Source organism: Thalassoglobus sp., from assembly GCF_048270125.1.
In the GTDB taxonomy this organism is placed as follows: domain Bacteria; phylum Planctomycetota; class Planctomycetia; order Planctomycetales; family Planctomycetaceae; genus Thalassoglobus.
The window spans coordinates 63,551-85,290 of sequence record NZ_JBLWTN010000003.1 but is presented as its reverse complement, the minus strand read 5'-3'; the positions used below and the strand labels follow the sequence as shown (position 1 = coordinate 85,290).

General features: G+C 50.1%; 15 protein-coding genes. 4 read left to right on the top strand and 11 right to left on the bottom strand.

Annotated elements, in window-relative coordinates:
- Positions 1-55: 55 nt before the first annotated feature.
- Complete coding sequence (locus tag ACN0YR_RS04830) at positions 56-3,406, bottom strand: PSD1 and planctomycete cytochrome C domain-containing protein (RefSeq protein ID WP_417848065.1); 3,351 nt, start codon at positions 3,404-3,406, stop codon at positions 56-58.
- A gap of 320 nt (positions 3,407-3,726) precedes the next feature.
- Between ACN0YR_RS04830 and ACN0YR_RS04825 the strand changes: the two genes are divergently transcribed.
- On the top strand, positions 3,727-5,280 hold the full coding sequence (locus ACN0YR_RS04825; protein WP_417848064.1) for an ABC transporter permease: 1,554 nt from the start codon (positions 3,727-3,729) through the stop codon (positions 5,278-5,280).
- Between the two features lie 183 nt (positions 5,281-5,463).
- Here ACN0YR_RS04825 and ACN0YR_RS04820 read toward each other — a convergent pair whose 3' ends face one another.
- From ACN0YR_RS04820 to ACN0YR_RS04805, 4 genes are all read right to left on the bottom strand, one after another.
- Positions 5,464-6,654, bottom strand: coding sequence for a M14 family zinc carboxypeptidase (locus ACN0YR_RS04820; RefSeq protein ID WP_417848063.1), 1,191 nt, complete (start codon positions 6,652-6,654; stop codon positions 5,464-5,466).
- A gap of 207 nt (positions 6,655-6,861) precedes the next feature.
- Entirely contained in the window at positions 6,862-7,542 is a 681-nt protein-coding gene (locus ACN0YR_RS04815) for a hypothetical protein (RefSeq protein WP_417848062.1), read from the bottom strand.
- A 666-nt stretch (positions 7,543-8,208) separates the two neighbouring features.
- A complete protein-coding gene (locus ACN0YR_RS04810; RefSeq protein ID WP_417848061.1) occupies positions 8,209-8,571 on the bottom strand; it encodes a hypothetical protein in 363 nt (120 codons plus the stop codon).
- Entirely contained in the window at positions 8,568-9,854 is a 1,287-nt protein-coding gene (locus ACN0YR_RS04805; RefSeq protein ID WP_417848060.1) for a DUF3592 domain-containing protein, read from the bottom strand. Before ACN0YR_RS04805 ends, ACN0YR_RS04810 begins: the two co-directional genes overlap by 4 nt.
- A 348-nt stretch (positions 9,855-10,202) precedes the next feature.
- On the opposite strand from ACN0YR_RS04805, the gene ACN0YR_RS04800 reads away from it, so the two are divergent.
- A complete protein-coding gene (locus ACN0YR_RS04800) occupies positions 10,203-11,540 on the top strand; it encodes a Gfo/Idh/MocA family protein (RefSeq protein WP_417848059.1) in 1,338 nt (445 codons plus the stop codon).
- 180 nt (positions 11,541-11,720) lie between these two features.
- Here the strand turns inward: ACN0YR_RS04800 and ACN0YR_RS04795 are convergent, their stop codons facing one another.
- Together ACN0YR_RS04795 and ACN0YR_RS04790 are read right to left on the bottom strand one after the other, a co-directional pair.
- Positions 11,721-12,131 carry an Hsp20/alpha crystallin family protein gene (locus ACN0YR_RS04795; RefSeq protein ID WP_417848058.1) on the bottom strand — a complete coding sequence of 137 codons (411 nt, stop codon included), beginning with the start codon at positions 12,129-12,131 and terminating at the stop codon, positions 11,721-11,723.
- A 203-nt stretch (positions 12,132-12,334) separates the two neighbouring features.
- Complete coding sequence (locus ACN0YR_RS04790) at positions 12,335-12,739, bottom strand: Hsp20/alpha crystallin family protein (protein WP_417848057.1); 405 nt, start codon at positions 12,737-12,739, stop codon at positions 12,335-12,337.
- 441 nt (positions 12,740-13,180) lie between these two features.
- Here ACN0YR_RS04790 and ACN0YR_RS04785 point away from each other — a divergent pair, with 441 nt between their 5' ends.
- Together ACN0YR_RS04785 and ACN0YR_RS04780 are read left to right on the top strand one after the other, a co-directional pair.
- Complete coding sequence (locus ACN0YR_RS04785; RefSeq protein ID WP_417848056.1) at positions 13,181-14,326, top strand: S1C family serine protease; 1,146 nt, start codon at positions 13,181-13,183, stop codon at positions 14,324-14,326.
- Positions 14,327-14,700: 374 nt separating this feature from the next.
- Positions 14,701-16,143: a sulfatase gene (locus ACN0YR_RS04780; protein ID WP_417848055.1), complete on the top strand. Its 1,443-nt coding sequence runs from the start codon at positions 14,701-14,703 to the stop codon at positions 16,141-16,143.
- 9 nt (positions 16,144-16,152) lie between these two features.
- Here ACN0YR_RS04780 and ACN0YR_RS04775 read toward each other — a convergent pair whose 3' ends face one another.
- The 4 genes from ACN0YR_RS04775 to ACN0YR_RS04760 form a co-directional block, all read right to left on the bottom strand.
- A complete protein-coding gene (locus tag ACN0YR_RS04775) occupies positions 16,153-17,286 on the bottom strand; it encodes a PDZ domain-containing protein (protein ID WP_417848054.1) in 1,134 nt (377 codons plus the stop codon).
- A 234-nt stretch (positions 17,287-17,520) separates the two neighbouring features.
- Positions 17,521-18,165, bottom strand: coding sequence for an RNA polymerase sigma factor (locus tag ACN0YR_RS04770; protein ID WP_417848053.1), 645 nt, complete (start codon positions 18,163-18,165; stop codon positions 17,521-17,523).
- Positions 18,166-18,317: 152 nt separating this feature from the next.
- Positions 18,318-19,394: an AAA family ATPase gene (locus ACN0YR_RS04765; RefSeq protein ID WP_417848052.1), complete on the bottom strand. Its 1,077-nt coding sequence runs from the start codon at positions 19,392-19,394 to the stop codon at positions 18,318-18,320.
- Between the two features lie 363 nt (positions 19,395-19,757).
- The gene (locus ACN0YR_RS04760; RefSeq protein ID WP_417848051.1) at positions 19,758-21,551 is read right to left on the bottom strand and encodes an aspartate kinase; all 1,794 of its coding nucleotides are present in this window, start codon (positions 21,549-21,551) and stop codon (positions 19,758-19,760) included.
- Between the last annotated feature and the right edge of the window lie 189 nt (positions 21,552-21,740).

The following is a 21,740-nucleotide window of genomic DNA, read 5'->3' as shown; positions in this document are numbered from 1 at the left end:
CCACAATAAAATGGGAATCAGAGCTTACAGCGTACATTTCATGCTCGACGGAACATTACGGCAGCATGACGAATTCATTACTATTGAATAAGACTCGCAACAATGTTGAAAGTCCGTGTTGTTCGACAACGGGTATCACGGCTGAAAGCTCCTTGGGACTCGGTTCTCGTTGAAGCGTTTTCTCATAGGCCGTTCGTACCTGTAATTCAATCGATGGCAGTTCATTCAGTTTCATTGCCAGCGATTCCGATTGACTGGCAATGAAGGGACTGTTCATCAAGTTCAGTGCTTGAATAGCAGTTGTCGATCGACTTCTTTCAGGGGTCGGCTGACCGGCGTCGGGACAATCAAAAGCCCCGAAGACCGGAACTCGCTCCATCCGGATCTTGTGAGCATAGATCATTCGCCGAAGTCCTTCTTCCTTGAATTCTAACACAGGTGGGAAACCGTTCAGTCCGCCGCGGGTTTTGAAGAAATCAAATCCAGGGCCCCCCATCTTGAGATTCAAATTTCCTGTCGCTTGCAACAACCCGTCGCGAATCGCTTCTGCTTCAAGTCGGCGCGAAGGATATCGCCAGAGCAATCGACAATCAGCATCGATGCTATGAGCATGAGGGACCATCTGGTTGGATTGTTGCCAGGTCCTTGAAGACAGAATCAGTCGGTGGATGTGTTTGATCGACCAATTATGCGTGACAAATTCCTGCGCCAGCCAGTCGAGGAGTTCAGGATGCGAAGGTGGTGAACCGTTGAGGCCGAAATCGCTGGGAGTGGAAACAAGGCCCGTTCCAAAATGGAACTGCCAGAGACGATTGACCATGACACGAGCCGTCAATGGATTCTCAGCACTTGCGACCCACTGCGCTAATTCATAGCGTCGTTGGGAGTCGGGTGAATCACCAGGAAGTTGGTGTTCCTCATTCTTCCTGAAGATTGCGGGTGTGGCAGGATCGATTTTCTCTTGCGGTTGCTCCGGGTCGCCCCGCAGCAATAGATGTGTTTCATCCGGATTTCGGAAAACGCCAGCATAAACTTGCCTCGGCGTAGTGAGCGTCCGATATCGTTGCTCCAACGTCTTCAGTTCGTTCGCGAAACCACGTAACTCATTCCCCTTCCCTTCCGGTGCGATCCTCAAGCGAGTTGTCGCTTCATCGAATGTTGTACCAAACGGAAGGCGATCTGCTGACGACGCAACGGTTTTCCACTCCTCTGCTCCAGTTCGGACTTCGATTTTGTACTGAACAGGCAGTCGATCTTTCAGTTTCCCCGTGCGATCTCGCCCCCAGACGATACGATCCATGTCAATGAATTCTGGGAAGTTGAGTTGAACCCAGCCCGCCCCTTTTTCATTCGAAATCCAGCTTTTGTCATTCCCCAGCTGGCCATCATTAATGTGTTTCAGCTGATGGCGACCTGTGGTGGAGAGATTGCCAGACGCTGTTGCCGTTACCCCCAGCGACGCCAAAGCGACATTCGGACTTGCCGGGTCAGAAGTGTAAACCTCCAACTCATCGATGCACGGTTCATAACGATTGTTGTTAGTTGTTTCTGAGGTTGTAAAGCGAACAGCATTCGCTTTCACTGGAGAGAAACGTTCCAGATTCTGCTCAAAACTGACAGGCTGACGAAGGTGCGGGAACCGGTTAGTGAGTTCAGCTGGACCGTTTGCTTTTTGCAGGACAATCGCATCTGCAGTAATGCCCGTCCCTGTTTCGCCGCCACGAAGGATCAGCTTGCTGCTTTCGTTGATTCGATAACGTCCGGCATTCCGAAGTCCACTCCAGAGCGGCTTCTTCTCTGTCTCCCCTTCAGCTTGCCCTTCGAAGTAATACTGATCGACAACGGCAATTTCTGTTTGATCCTCAACTGTTTCAAGATCTCCGTCCAAATCCAGTACGTAACGTGCATCATGGGTATGCACTCCGCTTCCATGGACTCCCCACGAAATCCAGATTTCGTACTCACCTGCAAGTTGCATGTTGTACGTGAAGACATCTTCACCGGGATGATTGTCCCACCATGTGTATCGCCCTCCACTTAAGTTGGGCATCCGGCCTGCGGTCCCGGGATCGTCTTTGTATCCACGTTTCGCCCCCGGGGGATTTTGTCCATGACCGTTCTTCTTTTGCAAAAGCGTCACACGGTCCAGGTCTTCATCGTCGATCACGACAACCTCTGCACTCCTGGCTAGAGGTTCAAACTTCATGATTTGATTTTTCAGGTCAGTGATTTTCGGTTCGAGCGTTGCAGCCTCTGCGACATTACGCTTGTACTCTTCGTCATGAATTTCCCGGTCGCCGTAATAGACACCCGCAAAGAAAGCCTGCATCGAATAGTAATCCGCAGCTGTGAGCGGATCGAACTTATGATCGTGACACCGAGCACACCCCAAAGTGAGGCCTAGAAATGTTGCACTCGTCCCGACCACCATTTCATCGAGAGAATCCTGACGTGCCAACCGTTTTGACGGTTCATCTTTCCCAATCTGGCCGGGCAACAATACAGCAGCAGCGACTAGAAATCCGGTCGCTGCATCTTCACCATAAGCCTCGCCTGCGAGTTGTTCTCGCACAAATTGATCATATGGTTTGTCTTGATTGAACGCATCAACCACATAATCTCGATAGGGCCAGGCATTCGCTCGCGGAGTGTTGACTTCGAATCCATGCGTATCCGCATAGCGAACAATATCTAACCAATGTTGCCCCCAACGCTCGCCATATCGTGGACTCTTCAGAACTGCATCGATGTGCTGGTCGAAGTGCTTCGCTGATGGCTCTTTCACGAATTCATTAACTTGCTCCCAAGTTGGCGGCAAACCATGCATGTCGAAATAGAGACGCCGAATCAGTGTGCGGGGATCGGCTTGTGGAGAGAAGCTGAGCCCCGCCGCTTTCAACTTACGGTTGATGAAAACATCAATTGGATTCGAACTGGCAGCGAGTTCCATCGCGAATGGAGACCCCTCTGCGGGAAGTTTCAGAGGCTGAAACGACCAATGTTTTTTCGGATCACCCTGTTCAATCTCGGCTGCGGGGAAAGCTGCTCCATTGTCGATCCAAGTCCGAATGAGGCCAATCTGCTTCTGAGTAAGCGGTTCACCTTCAGGGGGCATCCGTTCAAATTCATCGTGTGAGGAAATTCGTTCGACCAACAGACTGGCTGCTGAATCACCGGGAACAACGGCTTTCCCACTCTCTCCACCTTCTAGAATGAGCGATCCTGAATCGAGTCGCAAACCCGCTTCCTGCTTCAACGCCCCATGACACGCCCAGCATTTCGTTTTCAGTAATGGTTTGATTTCAAGCTCATAATTATCCTCCGCGTTCAGAACCGACAGATTGCACAGAACGGCAACTGACAGCAACTGAATCAAACTGAAACGGCAGCCTGGGAGAGAAGGCATAATTTTCCACAAATCTCGAATAGAAGCAGAATGAGGCAAGCTATATCGTGAAGGAGCAGCACATGTGTGTCAATCTGGTTCCAGATCCAAACGAGATGTCATCACGATTCGGTATCACAACGCTATCTCAACACTTACCCCGGTGACTCCACCGGGGGGTCTACTCATGAACGATTCCCTAAAACAACTTGCACAGTACTGCTGCTTTTTTTCTGAACACTTTTCAGTACGACAAATTTTCTCCAACGACCTTCGCGACAAATTCGTAGTTCGATTACCATTCTGAGCATGACGCTCATCACCAAGGGATCGATTCCTACATGATTCGTGGAACTCTTACGCTTCTCAACAGGTCCATTCGTGGCGATGCGCTGAAGTCGCAGGCGCACTGGGTCCGTATTGCGAGCGTGATTCTCCTGCTGGTCTTTCTGTTTTTTGCTCATTTTCGCTCCAGCATCATTGGAGCACCCGGCCTCGAATTTTTCCGATCGATGGCCTATCTCGGCATCGCTCTCATTTCGCTGGCTGGAGTGGGACACTTTTCGAACTCGATCACTGAAGAAAAGGAAGAAGGAACTCTCAACCTCTTGTTGCTCGCGGATATCTCTCCGCTTTCGATTCTCTTAGGGAAGTCAACAAATCGAATTCTCTCGGTATTCCTGATCTTTGCTGCCCAGTTCCCGTTTGCGTTACTCTCCATCACACTCGGTGGAATTACTGTGACACAAATCTTCACGACGTACCTCACACTCTCGGCGTTTCTGTTCTTGATCGCCAATCTCGCCCTGTTCGCCTCGGTTGTTTCGCGTCGCTCGGGAGAAGCTTCTGGTTTGATGGTTCTCTTCACATTATTTCTTCTGGGCCTCGTTCCAGCCGCTTATCGCGCATGCAAAGAACTGATTCAACTTGGCTATCTTGAAGCGAACGGGCGTATCAGTTCTGGAATCGAGTCACTGAAACTCCTGCACGACAAGACCTCGGTCATTGACCAGATCTCCCTGATCTTTGAACCAAATTCCAACTATGCCATCTTCAGTTGGCAGGTTCTGTATTCATTCCTGCTGGGGACGTTATTTTTCCTGATGGCTTGGGCCTGGTTCCGCCGCATCGTCTGGTTGCCGGAGACGGTCGAACCAAGTCGCGTAACGACTTCAAAACCGACCCGCCGTTGGACCCCTTATGTCGCTCGTCCCTGGCCATTGGCTCTGGCCTGGAAAGATTTTTATTTTATCGGAGGAGGCCCTTTTCTCGTGGCCACAAAAATGGTCCTGTTCCCATTATGGATCATATTGTGCCGGGAGTACTCTCCTGAAATCCATCGCTATACGTTCGCGAGCGGAGAACAATTCGCCAGAGACGCATTGTTGATCGTCTTCGCGATTGAAACACTGCTGTACTCAGCTCAGTTTCTCCAGTCAGAGCGTCAGCTCGGAACTTTGCCGACACTGCTGATGCTGCCACTCTCTGTCGGTCAGATCACTTACCAGAAGATGTTCGGCTGCCTGATTGCGACTGTGCCGACAGTGATCGCGATTCTTATCGCAGAGTACTTTCTAAATCAGAAATCATCCAGAGAATTGATTATCCATTCCCGAGGTTTGTTCGCCTGCTTGTGTGTGCTCATCGTCCTCTGCCAATTAACAGTCCTTTGTTCACTCATCTCGAAGTGGGGAGCCCTTCCGCTGGCGATCGGCATCATGCTCATCACAGGAACGATTTTGGCACCATTCGTTGCGGGCGCCATGACCTTAATCTCTCGAGCCAATCAAGGTGTACTGGCGGAACTGAGTCCGCTGATCTATTCCACAGCGATTGTGTCCGGTGCGATTCAATTTGAAATTGCCCGGCGAACACGAACGATCGCCGGCGCGTAGCTGATGAGACCTGCGAGGCCATCAATCAGAAAAATTTCTCGGCGTTTATCTTGGCTGCTGAGATACGAACAAAGACTGCCGCTCCGAGGTAAACTTCGGTACGGCAGAATTTATCCTGTACGCGTTTTGTGGACCAAAACAACTCCGACGAGCCGAATTGACAGCGACTTCTTCGCAGAGACCTTATCGCTCTGGCGGTGGGGGAAGCTCGTAGTACTTAGGATCGTCCGTCACTTGGATTTCACTTGAGTTTTGTGCCTGCTTCCGATTTGGAGGAGGAGGCAGTATTTCGACGTATCCCAGTTCACCATCAGGCTTCTGCGGAGCAGGTTTCCTGGTCTGCGTGTTCTCGAATGGCAGAACTTCCTGTTGAGACCTGTCAGCAATATTGTTTTCCGAAGCACTGTTGTCTGGAAAAGTCTTTTCTGGGGCACTCTTCCCGGGAGCACTGTTCTGGGGAATTGTTTGTGACGAGTCGAAACTCAAGACTGACAGCTCTAATAACTCTTTCGCAGACATCTGCTGAAAGCCTTTCGGTGGCAAGTGGACCGCCATCAACTCTGCATTTGTCCGCAAAGTCACAAACTCTTCCACTGATCCGATTTTGTATTCACCGTCAAACGTTCCGGCACTCCAGTCTTTCCGTTTACGAATCGGCTCGACCGCATGTTTCAATTTTTCGTTGAGCAACACAAGTGGTCGTTGACCGATACTGCTGCGAACATGAATCACACGATGCGGCTGAAATCCCTTCAAAATTTGGATGAGATTTTGGGTTTCAATTTCGCTGGCTGGGTGGGGACCAGTCAGTCGATTCGGGGTCGCAGTGAACCATGTTGAAGGCATATTTCGATTCAGGTCGACGCCATGGTGATTCGTGTGAATATGCTCCGCTAAACCATCTGGATTCGGAGTGCGCAGAAACACAAACGAATAGTCTGGGGAGTTCGCATACACACCAGACAAACTCGCAACGGAGTCCAGTAACTCGATACTTTCCGGCTCGTTTCCGTAGATGCTGCCTAAAATCAAAATTCGATACGAACCTTGTCCAGCGTGCGACATTTGAATCGGTCGCCCCGTCCCGCTTTTCATCGATGACTTCCATACTTCTTGAACTGAAGTCGAAGTTGTCGCTTGCGGAAGTACCTCTTGAACGGCGGGCTCGGCAACAGGCTGAGTGACCGGCTTTTTCGTACTTAGGGATTCGGTCTGCTTAGCAGTTCCGGGGAACGGCTGCGGACGTCCCAACTCGATACGACTCGGCCTCGATGGACTGTGTTCAATATCGAGCGTCTTGAAGCCACTCGGCAATAGTTGAGCGGATTCAGTCTCGGCTGGGAGCGGAGACTGTTTTTCTGTAACAGACTGCATTGCGCCAGACTGGCTTAGAGCAGGCTGCTGAAGACTTTCCTGTGGGATACTGAGCTCTTGTTGGGCAAGCCCGGGAGTTTGAGCTGACGGGGCCTTAAAGGTGGCGCAGCTCGAACTCAAAACCAGAGTTGACAACAAGCAGCCGAAGGGGAATCGACTCATATTATCGTACTCAAGATTGAAGATATTGGCGTTTGTTCGCAATCCTTAGCTGAATTCGACGCCAAGCTGATAACGCAGCTCATTGAACTGCTCGGTATGTTCCTCCGTGGACGAATGAATATGTTCAGCTTCCGTAATGAAGCGGATTGTGTCGCTTTGATAGAGACCGTGTGACTCCAGCACTTCGATGAACGGGTCAAGGTCGTGCCCATACATCATCAAAAGCTTGTGCTCATCGAATTGCACTTCCATTGGAACTTGTGCATTCAAGACTGCGATTCCTGTGCAGCCATCGTTGGTCAGCACATCTTCGTAGTCATAGAGCATGCTTTTGAGAATTGGCAATTCAATACTCTCGCGATACAAATCATCATGCTTCCCGAGTGAACTGTCGTGGCTGGTTTCCAGAACGACATCAACTTCATCACCCAGCGGCACAAGAAGATCCATAAACAGATCGAACAACTTCTCGCGAGTTTGTGATGCCATAATGACTGGAACATCAATTTCCGTCTCTGCATCGCGATAAACATCTTTACGCCAGCCAGCCCCCGGAATGACTTTCAAATCGAATGCAGGACGAACTGCATCCGTAAGGAGGTAACTTCCGTATCGAGCTATTTTCAGATGCTCTTCAAGCTGCGTAGACGAAGCTGAGTGACGAGCAGATTGTGTTGAAGAATCTTCTCTGATTGATTTCGCGTTGTTAGGTTTCAAAAAACCCATTCTTTACTCCAATGTCTTTTTAAGACCGGTCACTTCACGTTGTGTAAAATGAATTCATCACATCGATTGATGAAGCCCGTCTGATTTGTGTTACGCAACTCTAGCACTGGAAATCGAGCGTGCGTTTGGCATCTGAAGAGGAGTACCTGTTTTGATCCTTTCCACAAATGATTTCTCAGAAAAGTCCAGTCAGGAAAGAGAACGAACTCAGAAAAGGGGGACCGGTTATTCCGATCATGCACACAAGAACCGATGCGAAAAATCACCATCTTTGCTGAATCGTCATCACAATCGATTCAATCGGTTGCGAGTGAGTTTCCCGCTCCACTGCGCCGGTTTCGTCAGCGAATGCGTCTGAGTGAGAAAAATGCGTCAGCGTTGACGAAGACTCATGTTTTCGCACTAGACGATTTTCGAACAGATTTGCAGGTTCTGCCTCGTGGGGAGCAGGCGATGAGAAGCCATGAAGGTATGAAAGCGACCTTCACGGGCACGTCAACCTGAGAAATGCTCTCAGCAAGGAGAGTGGCGACGTGTAACAGCAAGTGATGTTGTCAAATGCGTTGAATGAAAACAGGCTGTGGTCTGCCAATTGAGCGCGGAAGGAATTCTTCCCCTTGTGCTTTCAAGAGGAATGAACCGTACTTTACCGCTCACTGACTCGGTTTACCCGATGACAACCTCTTTGCCCCGTGGAGCGACAGTGATTTCACGGCGGATAGAGTGACGACCAGGCAACGCAACCAACTCGATCGCCCAGATCACCGAAATTAATTTCCCGGAAAAGCTGTACGGCCCCCAGGGGAGTGCGAATGTGACGTCTCTTTGATCGTTAGCTGCAGGTGAATCGAAGCGGATAGTTTTGACAACTTTCAGATCTCGATCCCCTTTCCCCGAGGTGTTCCAGACAAGCCGAACCTCGACCGTCTCTGGAACCGATTCCAGATCCCAAGAGGCGATGAATCCGATCTCAGCACCAGGATCGAACTCCGTCATATTGTGAGCAAAAATTAGTTCGAGATTTTTCATTCGTGCGGAACCACTCTAATCGGAAATTTGGCGTTGATATCCGGCCACATCGGAATGTCTCCATGGAAGTGGATTTGCCAGATAACCTTGTTGTTTCCACCGTTGAAGCTGTGCATCATCTCCGTAGGAATGATGACTTCCACTTCACCTTCTGCCAATTCATCTAAGGCAGTCGTTTCGAAGAGAACTTCATTGCAGAATGTTTCAGTATCTGTGTAGGTATTCGTGCCTCGACGGTATCTCGCTTCTTCCAGTCCGGTCAGTGAAATTTTCAATTTCTGAAGCGAGCCAGTTCCGTTCGGAAACCGCCATTGCAACTTCGCCGCCCCGCCGAGTGGAATTAATTGTCGGCTCAGGACCAGAACCGGCTTGGGATTCATCCCCGCCATAAAATTGTAAATCGCAGCGATAAAGACTCCGATTCCAATTAAGACAAACGGAATCAGAATCAGATCTTCGAACCCTAAGTCCAGCTTTGCCCAATTTTCCAACCTAGAAAAGATGAAGATGGAAACAATCCCGTTCCAGACCAGAGCAAAGAACAACAGAAAGAAGGCAAGCCCGAACGGTGAAGACTCCTGTGCCAGCGTGACTGAGCCCGGCTCTTCGAAAAGGTCCTCTTCGTCGTAACTTGAGTCAGACCATTCCGAGTGGCTCGCGAGGCGATTTGAAGAAAATGGCTGCGAGGGAGGACGCCCGGACATGGCCTCACTAAGACTGGCCTCCCCAAGCGCCTGCTTCTGCATGTGTGTCAGTTTGTTCTTGATTCGAGTCCTTCCAAAGAAGACAACCCAATACCCAACCAATCCAATCAACATAAAAGGAATCGGAAAGAGTCCCCACCACATCTTCGCCGAGAGCCCTCGGTGAAGAACCGATTTTGTGGGGTCGTCGGGATCGACAAAGCAAACGTGCTCAGAGCCCTCTTTATATTTGGCGACGATCCGTTCTTTGGATGTCCTTCCGCTGGTGGACATGTCAAAAAAATCGTATTGATCACCTTGGTGCAAATTACCGTCGAAGGTGAATTGGTATTCGATTTCCACACGATAGGTTTCCCGCCCTTCGACATCACTTTTGATAATCGTGCATGGAGTTTCTACCCAGGAACTCGCTTCCCAGACCTGAAGACCAGGATGAACTGCAGTCAGCCAGAAAAATAAACTGCCAATGCCAAAAAACATTGTCGAGAAGACCAAACCAAACAGAACGCCGAAGCAGCCGACCAGGCTTCCAAGCCTCGAAGACTGTGCGACAGAGAGTGCCTCCTGTCGTTCCGCCATGCTGACTTACCTTCCCTTGTTGCTGAAAACCAAATAATTGCGACCGCTCTATGACGGAGTCTGAACAATCTGTAAGAATCTGGCGATGCCAAAATCTGGAGAGTTTCAAAAAAAATATCGAGAAACAATAGCTTGCAGCATGAATTTCACTCAGGAAATCCGCAAACGCTTTCTCTCCCCAACTGCTCCACGTCTCTGTGGTCTTCCAAACTACTCTGAGGCAGTGATTGACCTGACTGAAGTCTCTCAGCAGCAAAGCAGGTTGCGCAATACCGGTTGCATGACAATTGCGAAATCTCGACAATATGAATTGACCTGTAGTCACACACTCTACAACGAAGTCACGCCATGCCTCACATTCCACGTCGAACGTTTTTGAAATCGTCCACTTTGACATTGGCGTCTCCTTTCATTCTTTCAACTGGACTGAAAGGTCAAAACCGAGTGGCAGCGAATGACCGCATTAATGTTGGAATCATCGGCTTGGGCTCGCGTGGATTCAATTTGCTCAATGCATTCCTGGCTGATCCAAGAGTGCAGATTACTGCCATTTGCGATGTTCATGACCTGCACTATCGCGACCGCGAATGGGGTCAAGGAACTGTCTTCGGTCGAATCCCTGCACGCACGAAAATTGAACGTCACTACGGCGAGCAGTACAAGTCCGGGAGTTATTCAGGACTGCTCATTACGTCTGACTACGAAAACCTCTGTCAACGAGATGGGATCGATGCCGTCGTTGTCGCCACTCCGGACCACTGGCATGCACAGTGCACACTCGCAGCGATTCAGGCGGGGAAAGATGTCTACTGCGAAAAACCGGTCACACATTACTTCGGAGAAGGTCAGCAGGTTTACAAAGAGGTCAAAAAGCAAAACGCGGTTTTCCAGACCGGTTCTCAACAACGCTCGGAACCATTATTTCAGCATGCTGTGAACCTGGTACGGAATGGTGTGTTGGGGAAGATCAAAGAGATCGAAGTCGGAATTCCTCCCGGCTACGACGCACCGCAAGGAAGCACCGAGGTTCTCGCCCCACCTGTCGGGCTCGACTACAACCAATGGTGCGGACCATCTGAAATGTTGCCATACATGCAGGCTCGACACCACCGCTGGTGGCGTGGACATCGAGCATTCGGTGGTGGCGTGCTGATGGATTGGATCGGTCATCACAACGACATTGCACACTGGTCACTCGACCTCGACAACGATGGCCCAACAGTCGTCGAAGCGGTCGACTGGACCTTCCCGGAGACGGATGTCTACAACACTCCGCATCAGTACACGATTCGTTGCGAGTACGAAAACGGAGTGACATCGACTATCGCCAGCCAGAATAAACTCGGAACCAAGTGGATTGGCGAGAACGGGTGGCTGCACGTGAGCAGAGGTAAGCTGTCAGCCTCTGAGAAACAGTGGATGGACCTAAAGTACAATCCCGGAAAATTTCGTGTTCAAGAGGTTCCCAGCCATGTCGGCAATTTCCTTGATTGCATGAAAAGCCGCCAGCAATGCTTGGCACCGGCGGAGACAGCTCACCGTTCCATCACACCGGGCCATCTAGGGTATGTGTCGCATCAGCTCCAAAGACCGCTCAGATGGAACGCAAAAGAAGAGGTGGTCATCGATGACCAGAAAGCAAACGAACTGCTAATGGCCACAAGCTACCGAAAGAACTGGAGCTAGCGCAGTTCGCCCGGCTGGGTCCCCGTGCAGAAGACGTTTTGCCAGTGAAATTGCTGTTCAGGAAGCGGCAGAACACGAAAATTGATTCTCAAAATCCTTCTGTATAAAAACAAAGCAGCTCAGGAGCATTGCCCCGAGCTGCTTGATTGCATGGGTCTGGCTGCGATTATTTGACCGCGATTATTTGACCGTGAGTTTGGTCTTCTGAGCCATCGCACTTTTTGGAAGATCGAGCCAGGCCACTCCATTTTTCATCTCAACCGTAATTCCTTCACGATCAATTTCATCCGAAATCCGGAAAGTTCTTTCGTAGCAGCGATCAGCGCCACTTCCACTCACAACACGAAATCCTTCAGGGAGATCGTACCGAGCAACACCTTTCATAGACAAAGTCTCTTTCTCCAGTGTGACATCGAGATCATCTTTGTGAACACCGGGGAGATCGACTTTCAATAAGTAGCGATCTTCTTGCTCCATGATATCAACGCGCGGTCTCAACCTCAGCGTTGGAGTGGTGGAGACTTTTTCGCATTCGAGAGTGTTCGTTTCGCAAGTGTTTGGACTTTTATTTGTATCAAGTGTTGAAGACATGTTATTTCTCCTTAGAGCATCTTTCGAATTGATATTCAGGTTCTGCCTCGTGGCGATCAACATTTCCATTAAAAAAATGCGTTCTGCACGGGCACACGGTAGAGCAAACTGCTCTAGTCATATTCAGAGTTGTTTCATTCAAACCGGAGAGCGCAATCTGAAATTGATTGCGCCAAGAAGCCTTCCTGAAACTGCGAGCAAAATTATTGCACGGTCAGCTTTCGAGGAAGTTCTTCTGCCGGCTTTTGGATTTTCAGCCGCAGCACGCCATGCTCGTAATTGACGTCCGTCTGTTCCGGATCGATTCGGAATGGAAGTTCAAAACGGTAAGCCTCTGAACCACTTAGCCTCTCGCGAATTTTCCAATTGATATTCGAATCATCGACCTCGCTGTGGCGCTCTGCACGAACCATTAAGTTTGTTCCGTTCACTTCAACGTCAAGATCCTCTCGCTCGAAACCGGGGATGTCGATTTCAAAAACGACAGTCCCGTCATCACTGGCGATGCGATGGATTGAAGTTGGTTTGGAGTCCAGATGATTTTTCATCAAGGCCTCCCATTCACGAGCAGAATTCAAAAATTGATGAAACCGATTGGCAGTCAACATTGTTCCCTCCTACTCAGATAAATCTGTCAAAATTGGTTAAGGCCAGCCTTATTAATATTAGCCAGCGGACAACAACAAACATTGCAAACAACATGCCAAACACAAACGAAAGACAACTAAACTCTATAAAACAAACACTTTACGTTAAATAAAACACTTAACTCGCGACGACACACAACAACGAAAGTGCCATTATGGCATCAACCTCAGGTGACAGAGTCACGCCAATTAGGCAGCAACCCGACAAGGACGCATCAACTTCCACTCCCCCATAGATGTCGTTCAGACTGCCACGCGTTCGGCCTAAAAAGACAATTGAGCTGCGTCCGAGTTTCGGAAGCGGGGTTGAGCGGATTCCAATAACGATTTATATCTATACTGAGATGAAGCCATCTGGCTTCGTTGCTTGAGTCGCAACCAAATGAAGATACGGGAGCACTGATGCGACAGCTGTTTGCGAGTTTGTTCTTTTCCCTGCTGATTCAAAATTTCGCTGCTGCCCAAGTCCAACCGCCGGTCTTGCCGCAACTCGATGCGCCACCGCGAAGCTCGAAACCGGTCCGTCCAAAACTGGAGTCCCCATCGAGTCTCTACAATGAAGAGGGACTAACTCCTGACGAAGCTGTCAATGTCGCAGTCTACGAACGTTGCAACCGAAGCGTCGTCAACATTTCCACCCTTGGCGTTCGCGCTGATCGTTTTTTTCTGAGGACGACCGAAGAGGGAAACGGTTCCGGATCTGTACTCGACAAGGAGGGACACATCCTGACGAATTACCATGTCATCGACCGCGCTCAACAGGTCGCAGTGACACTGTATAACGAGGAGACATACCCAGCGAAGTTAGTGGGAGCCGATCCAGTCAATGACATCGCTGTGATCAAAATCGATGCTAAGCCAGACGAACTCTTTCCGATCGAATTCGGAGACTCCGATAAGCTTCGCGTCGGAATGCGAGTCTTTGCACTTGGGAACCCGTTTGGTCTCGAACGTACGATGAGCGACGGGATGATTTCAAGTTTGAACCGCACACTTGAGATTCAACAGAACTGGATCATCAAGTCGATCATTCAGATCGATGCGTCAATCAACCCGGGAAATTCAGGTGGCCCGCTGATCAACACACATGCAAAATTGATCGGGATGAACACCGCGATTGCCAGTCGCGTCGAACAGAGTGCCGGGATCGGTTTCGCCATTCCGATCAATCTCATTCGCCGCGTTGTCCCAGAACTTATCGAGCACGGCCGGGTGATCCGTGGAGAGATCGGAATCTCACATGTCACGGTCACTGAGCACGGACTGCGAGTGTCGCAATTGACTCCGAATGGCCCAGCTGAAAAAGCTGGAGTCCGCGGTCCACGGAGAATTCGACGCGGGCCAGCAGTCATCATCGATCGATCAGCGGCAGATACAATTGTTGCTCTCGAAAACAAACCGATTGCCTCGGCTGCCGAGTTCCTCGGAATTATCGAAAGCAAAAAACCTGGCGAAGTCGTCACGTTGACGATCCTTCGCAACAATCAGCTGATCGAAATCTCGATCACACTAGGCGGAAGCGTCAACGAAAAAGGTGTCGGCATCTAGAGCATCTTTCGAATTGGTTTGCAGGAACTGCCTCGAGACCTGCGGGCAAGTCAGCCAACGAACAGCAGAACGCCACGTTTCACCGTCTCTCACGCTCAAACGTGGCGTTGTTCAATGATATTCTCTTAGAACCGCTAACGACACCTCTGAAATCGTTTTGATTCACTGGGATTCCAAGCCCACAGGGAGGATTTGTTAGAACTAGTCAAAACCTGTTTTACAGGATCGCTCTGATTCCAGTATCTTGATGGCTGGGATTCGAAGGGCTAAGCCTTTCCAATACTTGTTGTAATCTGAAGACCAAGATTGGATTTGTTCTTAGACTTTGATCCCTCTCCCAGTCGCATTCTGCTCCCCATGCAAGCGAGACCACCATGATACTGACGCCGAGACCTTTTCCGCTGATTTCTCTACTTGCTCTCTTCTTGCTTCAATCCATCGCTTCTGCTGCTGATCGACCGAACATTGTTTTCATTTATACAGACGATCAAGCTCCCACAGCGGTCGGATTCAGTGGAAACACCGAACTGAAAACGCCCAATATTGATCGCATTGCCAATGAAGGCATTATCATCGAAAACGCCTTCACAGTGACTCCGGTGTGCAGCCCAGCCCGCGCTGCGTTAGCGACCAGTCGCTATGCCTGCGAGCTAGAAATTCTGGACTGGATCAATCCCAAGAAAGAACCCGAACTTGGCTTGAATCCGAACACCATCACCTGGATGGAACTACTACAAAAAGCAGGCTACCGAACTTCGCTATCCGGGAAATGGCATCTTGGAACTGCTGATCGATATCATCCGACTCTGCAGGGTTTTGACGATTTCATGGGGATTCGTTCCGGGGGATGCCCACCGAAAGATCCTGTTCTGGAAGTGAACGGACACAACACGAAGATGTCCGGATTTACCGTTGACCTGGTCACCGAGAACGCCCTGAAGTTTATTCAAGAGAATAAAGAGAAACCGTTTCTGGCATCGATTCATTATCGAGAACCGCATGCAGCATGGCTTCCAACCCGTGACGAAGATTGGGAACCGTATCAGGATCTCGACCCATCGCTACCTCAGCCGGTTCATCCTGACCTGAACGTAGAACTCGTCAAAAAACGAATTCGTGAATACTACGCGAGCGTGGCGAGCGTCGATCGAAACGTCGGGCGCATTCTTGATTTGCTTGACGAACTGAAACTGACAGACAACACCGTCGTTGTCTTCACCAGCGATCACGGGTATCACTATGGACATCATGCGTTGTGGTACAAAGGGAATGCGCAGTGGATGCTCAACACTCTTCCCGAGAAAACATGGCCGCACATTGCACCAAAGCAGCGTCCAAACATGTATGATCAGGCACTCAAAGTTCCCGCAGCGATTCGCTGGCCTGCCGGAATCAAAGGAGGACGAACGGTATCGCAAACGATGTCGAATCTCGATTGGTATCCCACCCTGCTTGCCATGGTCAACGTCGAGATCCCGGACGATCTTGAGATTCGCGGAAGAGACTTCACTCCGATGCTAAAAGGTCTCCGCATTGCCTGGGACAATTCTCTCTACAGCGAATACAGCATGAGGCACGGTGCGAAAACCGACATGCGTTGCTGGCGAACTCCTCAGTGGAAGCTGATGATCGACTTCGCCAATCCCGGTCGCGGAGAGCTTTATGATCTCAAGAACGATCCTGATGAACTCACGAACCTGTTCGACTCAGAAGATCCGCAGCATGTGGCTATTCGTGATTCATTCAAGTCAAAAATCTTGAAGAAAATCAAGCAGATCAACGATCCCTTGCAACTCGAAATTGAATCGCTCAATTAAGGGAGCAGCCTACGGAACAAGTGTTGGTTCGACCGGCTGGTTGTCTGGAGAATTGCCTGCCGCGTCCTTAGGTTTGGGTGCTGGTTTCTCTACAGGCAATTTTCCGAGAGGACCAACGACAGGAGGAGGAGTGTCGACAATTTTATCTCGGTTGAAGGAAGCTTCTCGCCATGAGCCGAGCTTGATCTGCTTCTTAAGCTCTTCACCATTCCGATTGATCGTAAACGTGACCTCATCGCCAATATTGTAATCCTGCAGAGTAAGAACCAGGTGTGGAAAACTTCGAATCGGTTTCTCATCAACAGCGAAAACATAGTCTCCGGCGACCAATCCCCCTTTGTCTGCAGGGCCATCCTCAGCGACCTCGCCCACCTGGCACGGGCTGGGGAATGGATTCGAGGTCACTCCCAGGCAAGCTCCTCGTTCCTGAATGGTGAGCCCTCGGAGCTCTCTTGCTAAAAGGTACAAATCGTTGATTTCAACATTGTTCCCTTTGATCGAATAGATGGCGAGATCTCGATGATTCGAAAGTCTGGTAAAATGCCACAAATCCTCGGTTGTCCCGGACCAGTTTTCATGAATGAAAATCGAATGCAGAACAGCTGCAGGGCCGAGTTCGACGCCAATCTCAGGGAGAATCGCGGCTTTCTGAGCAAAAATTTCCCGTCCATTCGAAATTGCAAATGGGGAGAAGTAGCTGAACTGAACGCCGAGTTTCTCCAACGCAATTCGGGCTCTCGATTCACGTAACCTCGCGTTTCCCTGTAACACAAGCCCAGCGGGGACGGACGCCGCACCACCTGATCTGGCAAGGTGCTGCAGTATCTCTTCAGCATGTTCGCCAACTTCTCCGTCATCCTTCAGAAAGACATGCTCCAGTGATTCCACGAGACGCTGTGCGGTTTCCGGGTCGGCAGCTAGAGCTGCCTGTTCCAAAGCCTCCAGATTGTCAGCTGCAGAGAGGGCCAGTTCTCGACGTGCTTCTGTCCTCTCCACAAATGAGGAACTTCCCAGCTTCGTGATCAGTTCACCAATGACCGCCGAGTCCGCAGCCATGAGCCCTGGAGAGACCGAGACAACACTCACAAACAGCAAGATCAATGATCTCCTGCGGAGTCTTAGTTGATATTTTTGGTGAATCATTCGATCCATCATGAGGGCATATCGTCAGAAGCGAAATCGGGGGAACGTCACGTTCTAAGGAGAGTATAAGGTAACATGGGAAGTAAAAACATGTAAAGCTGAACTCAACCACAGTCCAGACGCAGCCGCTCATTGACGGTCACTGAAATGCCCCTTCCCCCACAATCGACAAGGATTGAATCGGGACTTCGCAGGAACCGGGCGGCCTTTAAGCAGCTTTCGGGTTCGTACTGCTTATGGCTCCGAAGGAATTCCGAACATATCGAAGTCAAAATTTGAGGAGAACTGCGTCGCTGCCTCTTTCAGTTTGGACACGACGAAGTATTTGTGATTGGCTACTGCTTGCTCGCTGATGTTCAGCAAGTCAGCAACCTCTTTGTTGGGGAAGCCACGAACAAAAAGTAACTCGATGCATTTCAGGCGTTCAAATTCGCCATTCTGCATCCACTGCTGAATCAATCCTTCCAGGCAATCCGCAAGAACTTCTTCTTCCCCTGTCTTACGTTCAACACTGCGGGCAATACTTGATGCGACACGTTCGCGCCCGACAGGGTCGTACTCTCCCTGAGAACTGAGGCCAGCATTGAGTGGCAGCGTAGGTCGACGACCATTTTTCCGGAGGACATCAGTCAGCTTGTGCGCTGCGATGGCAAACAGGAAAGACTGTATCTTTTTCGTCTCATCAAAGTTGGGAAGAGCCGTCAGGAACCCCAGAAACGTATCTTGTACAACATCTTCAGCCGTCGCCCGATTGCCGACGCGGCTTTGCACAAACGCCTGTAAACGCCCTTCGTATCGCTGAATACACTCTTGCCAGGCTTTCTCTTCGCCGGCACGAATTCGTTTAATGAGCTCTCGATCAGCAACAGAACTGGTCATGAAATTCTCGACTGAGCAGAGATGAGGTACTTCCGTGTTTTCAATGGTAACTCGATAAAAAAACTACCACAAAGCATGCAACAACGGAGAAATGAAAATACGGCGGAAGGAATTTGGAGAGACTCCTCGCTCTCCACACTTCAAAAGTGAACTCAATACTTGGCCTGTTTCGCTTTTTCCTTCACTTCCACTTTAACGTGTGAAACAAGTTTTCGGATCACATCGTCTGGAGAAATTCCATCACTGTCCGCCTGAAAGGTCGTCAAAATTCGGTGTCGCATGACCGGAACAGCCACTGATTTGACATCATCGGTCGTCACGTGGAAGCGGCCTTCCAGAATTGCACGTGCTTTGGCACCTAGAATGAGATATTGCCCCGCACGGGGACCAGCGCCCCAAGAAAGATATTTCTTGATGAATCCGGGAGCATCTTTTTCATTCGGACGCGTCGCGCGAACCAAGTCGCGAGCATAGACGAAGACATGTTCTGCCACGGGAACTTTTCTAACGACTTCCTGAAGCGCCAGAATTTGCTGACCAGTCAGCGCCGGTTTAAGCTCGGGAGTGTGGCTGCCGGTTGTCTGTTTCAGAATTCGTAATTCTTCGGCAGCTGTCGGATAGTCGACCATCACGTTGAACATGAAACGGTCAAGCTGTGCTTCGGGAAGAGGATACGTCCCTTCCTGCTCAATAGGATTCTGTGTTGCCAACACAAAAAACGGACTCGGCAAGCGATAGGTATTCGAACCGACCGTGACATGCCGTTCCTGCATCGCTTCCAATAATGCCGCCTGTGTTTTCGGCGGAGTCCGGTTGATTTCGTCTGCGAGCAAGATGTGCGTAAAGAGCGGTCCCTGCATAAATTGAAAACTGCGATGACCGGTTTCCGGATCGTCCTGCAGGACATCGGTTCCGGTAATGTCGGACGGCATCAAATCTGGCGTAAATTGAATTCTACGAAAGGTCAGTTGAAGAATACTGGCAACGGTGCTGACCAAGAGAGTCTTTGCCAATCCTGGAACACCAACTAACAGACAATGTCCTCGACTGAACAAGGCGACCAACAATTGATCAACCACATCTTCCTGACCGATGATGACCTTGCCAATTTCCTCGCGCATGCGTGAATACGCAGATGCCAGGCCGCGAATCGCCTGTGCTTCCATTTCACTGGCGTCTATTTTGGCGTTTCCGTCGGTCAGGGGAGCGTCATTCGCGTTTTGATTCATTCAGAACTCAGCTTACGAAAGGGTGGCGAGACAAAACTTGGACCGGTCCGGAGAACTGTGTCATTAAGATCGTTCTCAAAAATGTAGAAGCCTGCTTTGGGACAGTTCCACGCTGTGAAAAATCTTCGACACAAATTCGCTCTTACAAAACCAGCGCTCGTGATCGTCGTTCAAATCTCGGACAACACTTTCGGCGATCTTGCGAGAGCCTCCGAATTCCAGTGTATCGGATCACCCGCAGCAAACAACGGATTCGTCAGGACCGAATCCGTTTCCATCATGATGCAAAACGATCCCGCCTCTTTGTTAGCGGGTTCGAGGGATGATTGAGATGATCAAACCAAACGAGTCTTAAGAGGAAATTCACGCCTCTTCAACAAGGTTGAAAGCTTTATTCAAGACTTCGAAACCTGTTCTGCCTTGATCAGCGGCGACGACGGCACTCATCCGAATTTCACTGGTGTTGATCATTTGGATGTTAATATTTGCATCGGCGAGGGCTTTGAACATTCTTTCACCCACGCCGGTATGAGTTCGCAATCCGATTCCAACAACGGTCAGCTTGCCGATCTCTGGTTCGTAACTCACTGTTGCGTCAGCCCACTTGGAAGCGAGTTCTTCAACAAGCTTCAAGCAATTCTCCAAGTCGGTCCGCTGCACTGTGAACGAAACTTCAGCATGACCGGTGTCGCTCACATTCTGGACAATCATGTCGACCATGATATTTTTGTTGGCGACGGTCGTGAAAATTTCGGAGCACGTTCCAGGAACATCCGGGATATGATGCAAAGTAACGCGAGATTGACTTTCATCGAGCTGAACTTCGCTGACGACGATGTCTTCCATCTTGGCAAGCTTGCTGACAATTCGCGAAAGCAACTGGTCTTCGCTTTGATCACACTCAGGTGATTTCGTTTTCTGTTGAATGCCAATTTCCGGCGTTTGTGGCCCGGCGGTTTCCATACAAAATCCTTCATGGACTGCCAGCAATGCCTCGTCGCATCGATCACGTTCCACCAGAACAGAAATTTTAATTTCACTCGTGGTGATCATTTGCAGATTGATCCCCTTCTTCAGAAGGATATGGAACATCTGAGCGGCGACACCTGAATGGTTTCGCATTCCAGCACCGACGACCGAAAGCTTCGCGACGTTTGTCCCGCTGCGAATCGTCCCTGCACCAAGAATTTTGATGGCTTCGTTAGCTGCGGTCAGTGTGTCTGCCAACTCCCCTTCCTGAACAGTGAATGAGACGGTCGCTTTGCCGTCGACTGCGACGTTCTGCACGACCATGTCGACAGGAATTTTCCGTTTCGCCATACAGGCAAAGATGCAGCTCGTCACACCCGGCTGGTCGGGCAGATCGGCAAGAGTCACACGGGCCTCGTTGCGTGCGAGTGCCAGCCCGGCCACCATTCGTTGCTCACCCGTATTTGCAATCAGCGTCCCTTCACCTTCGTCGAATGAAGGACGAACACGAAGTGGAACACAAAACTTTTTGGCGAATTCAATCGAGCGAGAGTGCATGACCCCGGCTCCAAGAGACGCCAATTCAAGCATCTCATCGTAAGCCAAGAGCGAAACTTTTCGAGCCTCGCTCACCACACGCGGATCCGTCGTGAAGACCCCTTCAACGTCGGTGTAGATCTGGCATTCGTCAGCTTGCAATGCAGCAGCCAATGCGGTTGCAGTTGTGTCGCTGCCACCACGACCGAGAGTCGTGATATTCATCTCGGGATCAATCCCTTGAAACCCACAGGCGATGACGATCTCACCGGCATCAAGATGTTTGCGGATTCGATCTGTCGAAATTGACTCGATCCGAGCTCGAGAAAATGTCGAGTCGGTAATGATACCGATTTGCCCACCGGTCAGGCTGACCGCCTTCTCTCCAAGAGAATGGACTGCCATTGCCATCAGAGAAACCGATTCCTGCTCTCCCGTTGAGAGAAGCATATCCATCTCCCGAGCTGCGGGATGTTCAGACATCTCAGCAGCGAGCCGAACAAGCTCGTCAGTCTTCTTTCCACGAGCAGAAACGACCATCACCACTTGATGTCCAGCCTGCTTTGCAGCTACGGCTCTCTTCGCGGCAGCTCGAATCTTATCGGCGTTGGCAACACTGGTTCCGCCAAACTTCTGTACAATAATCGACACGTCTTCATCCCCGGGGTTTCGAAATTATCGCATGGATCATGGGAAGGATAGGGATTGAGCGACAAGGGTTCGAGTGATCAAGGGTCACAGGAGTGATCTTCTTGAACCTGGCACATCAAGCTTACTGAAATGCGTACTGACAGGACGTTCTAACAAAGCAGATGACTCTACCAGACGCACGTGTCGTCA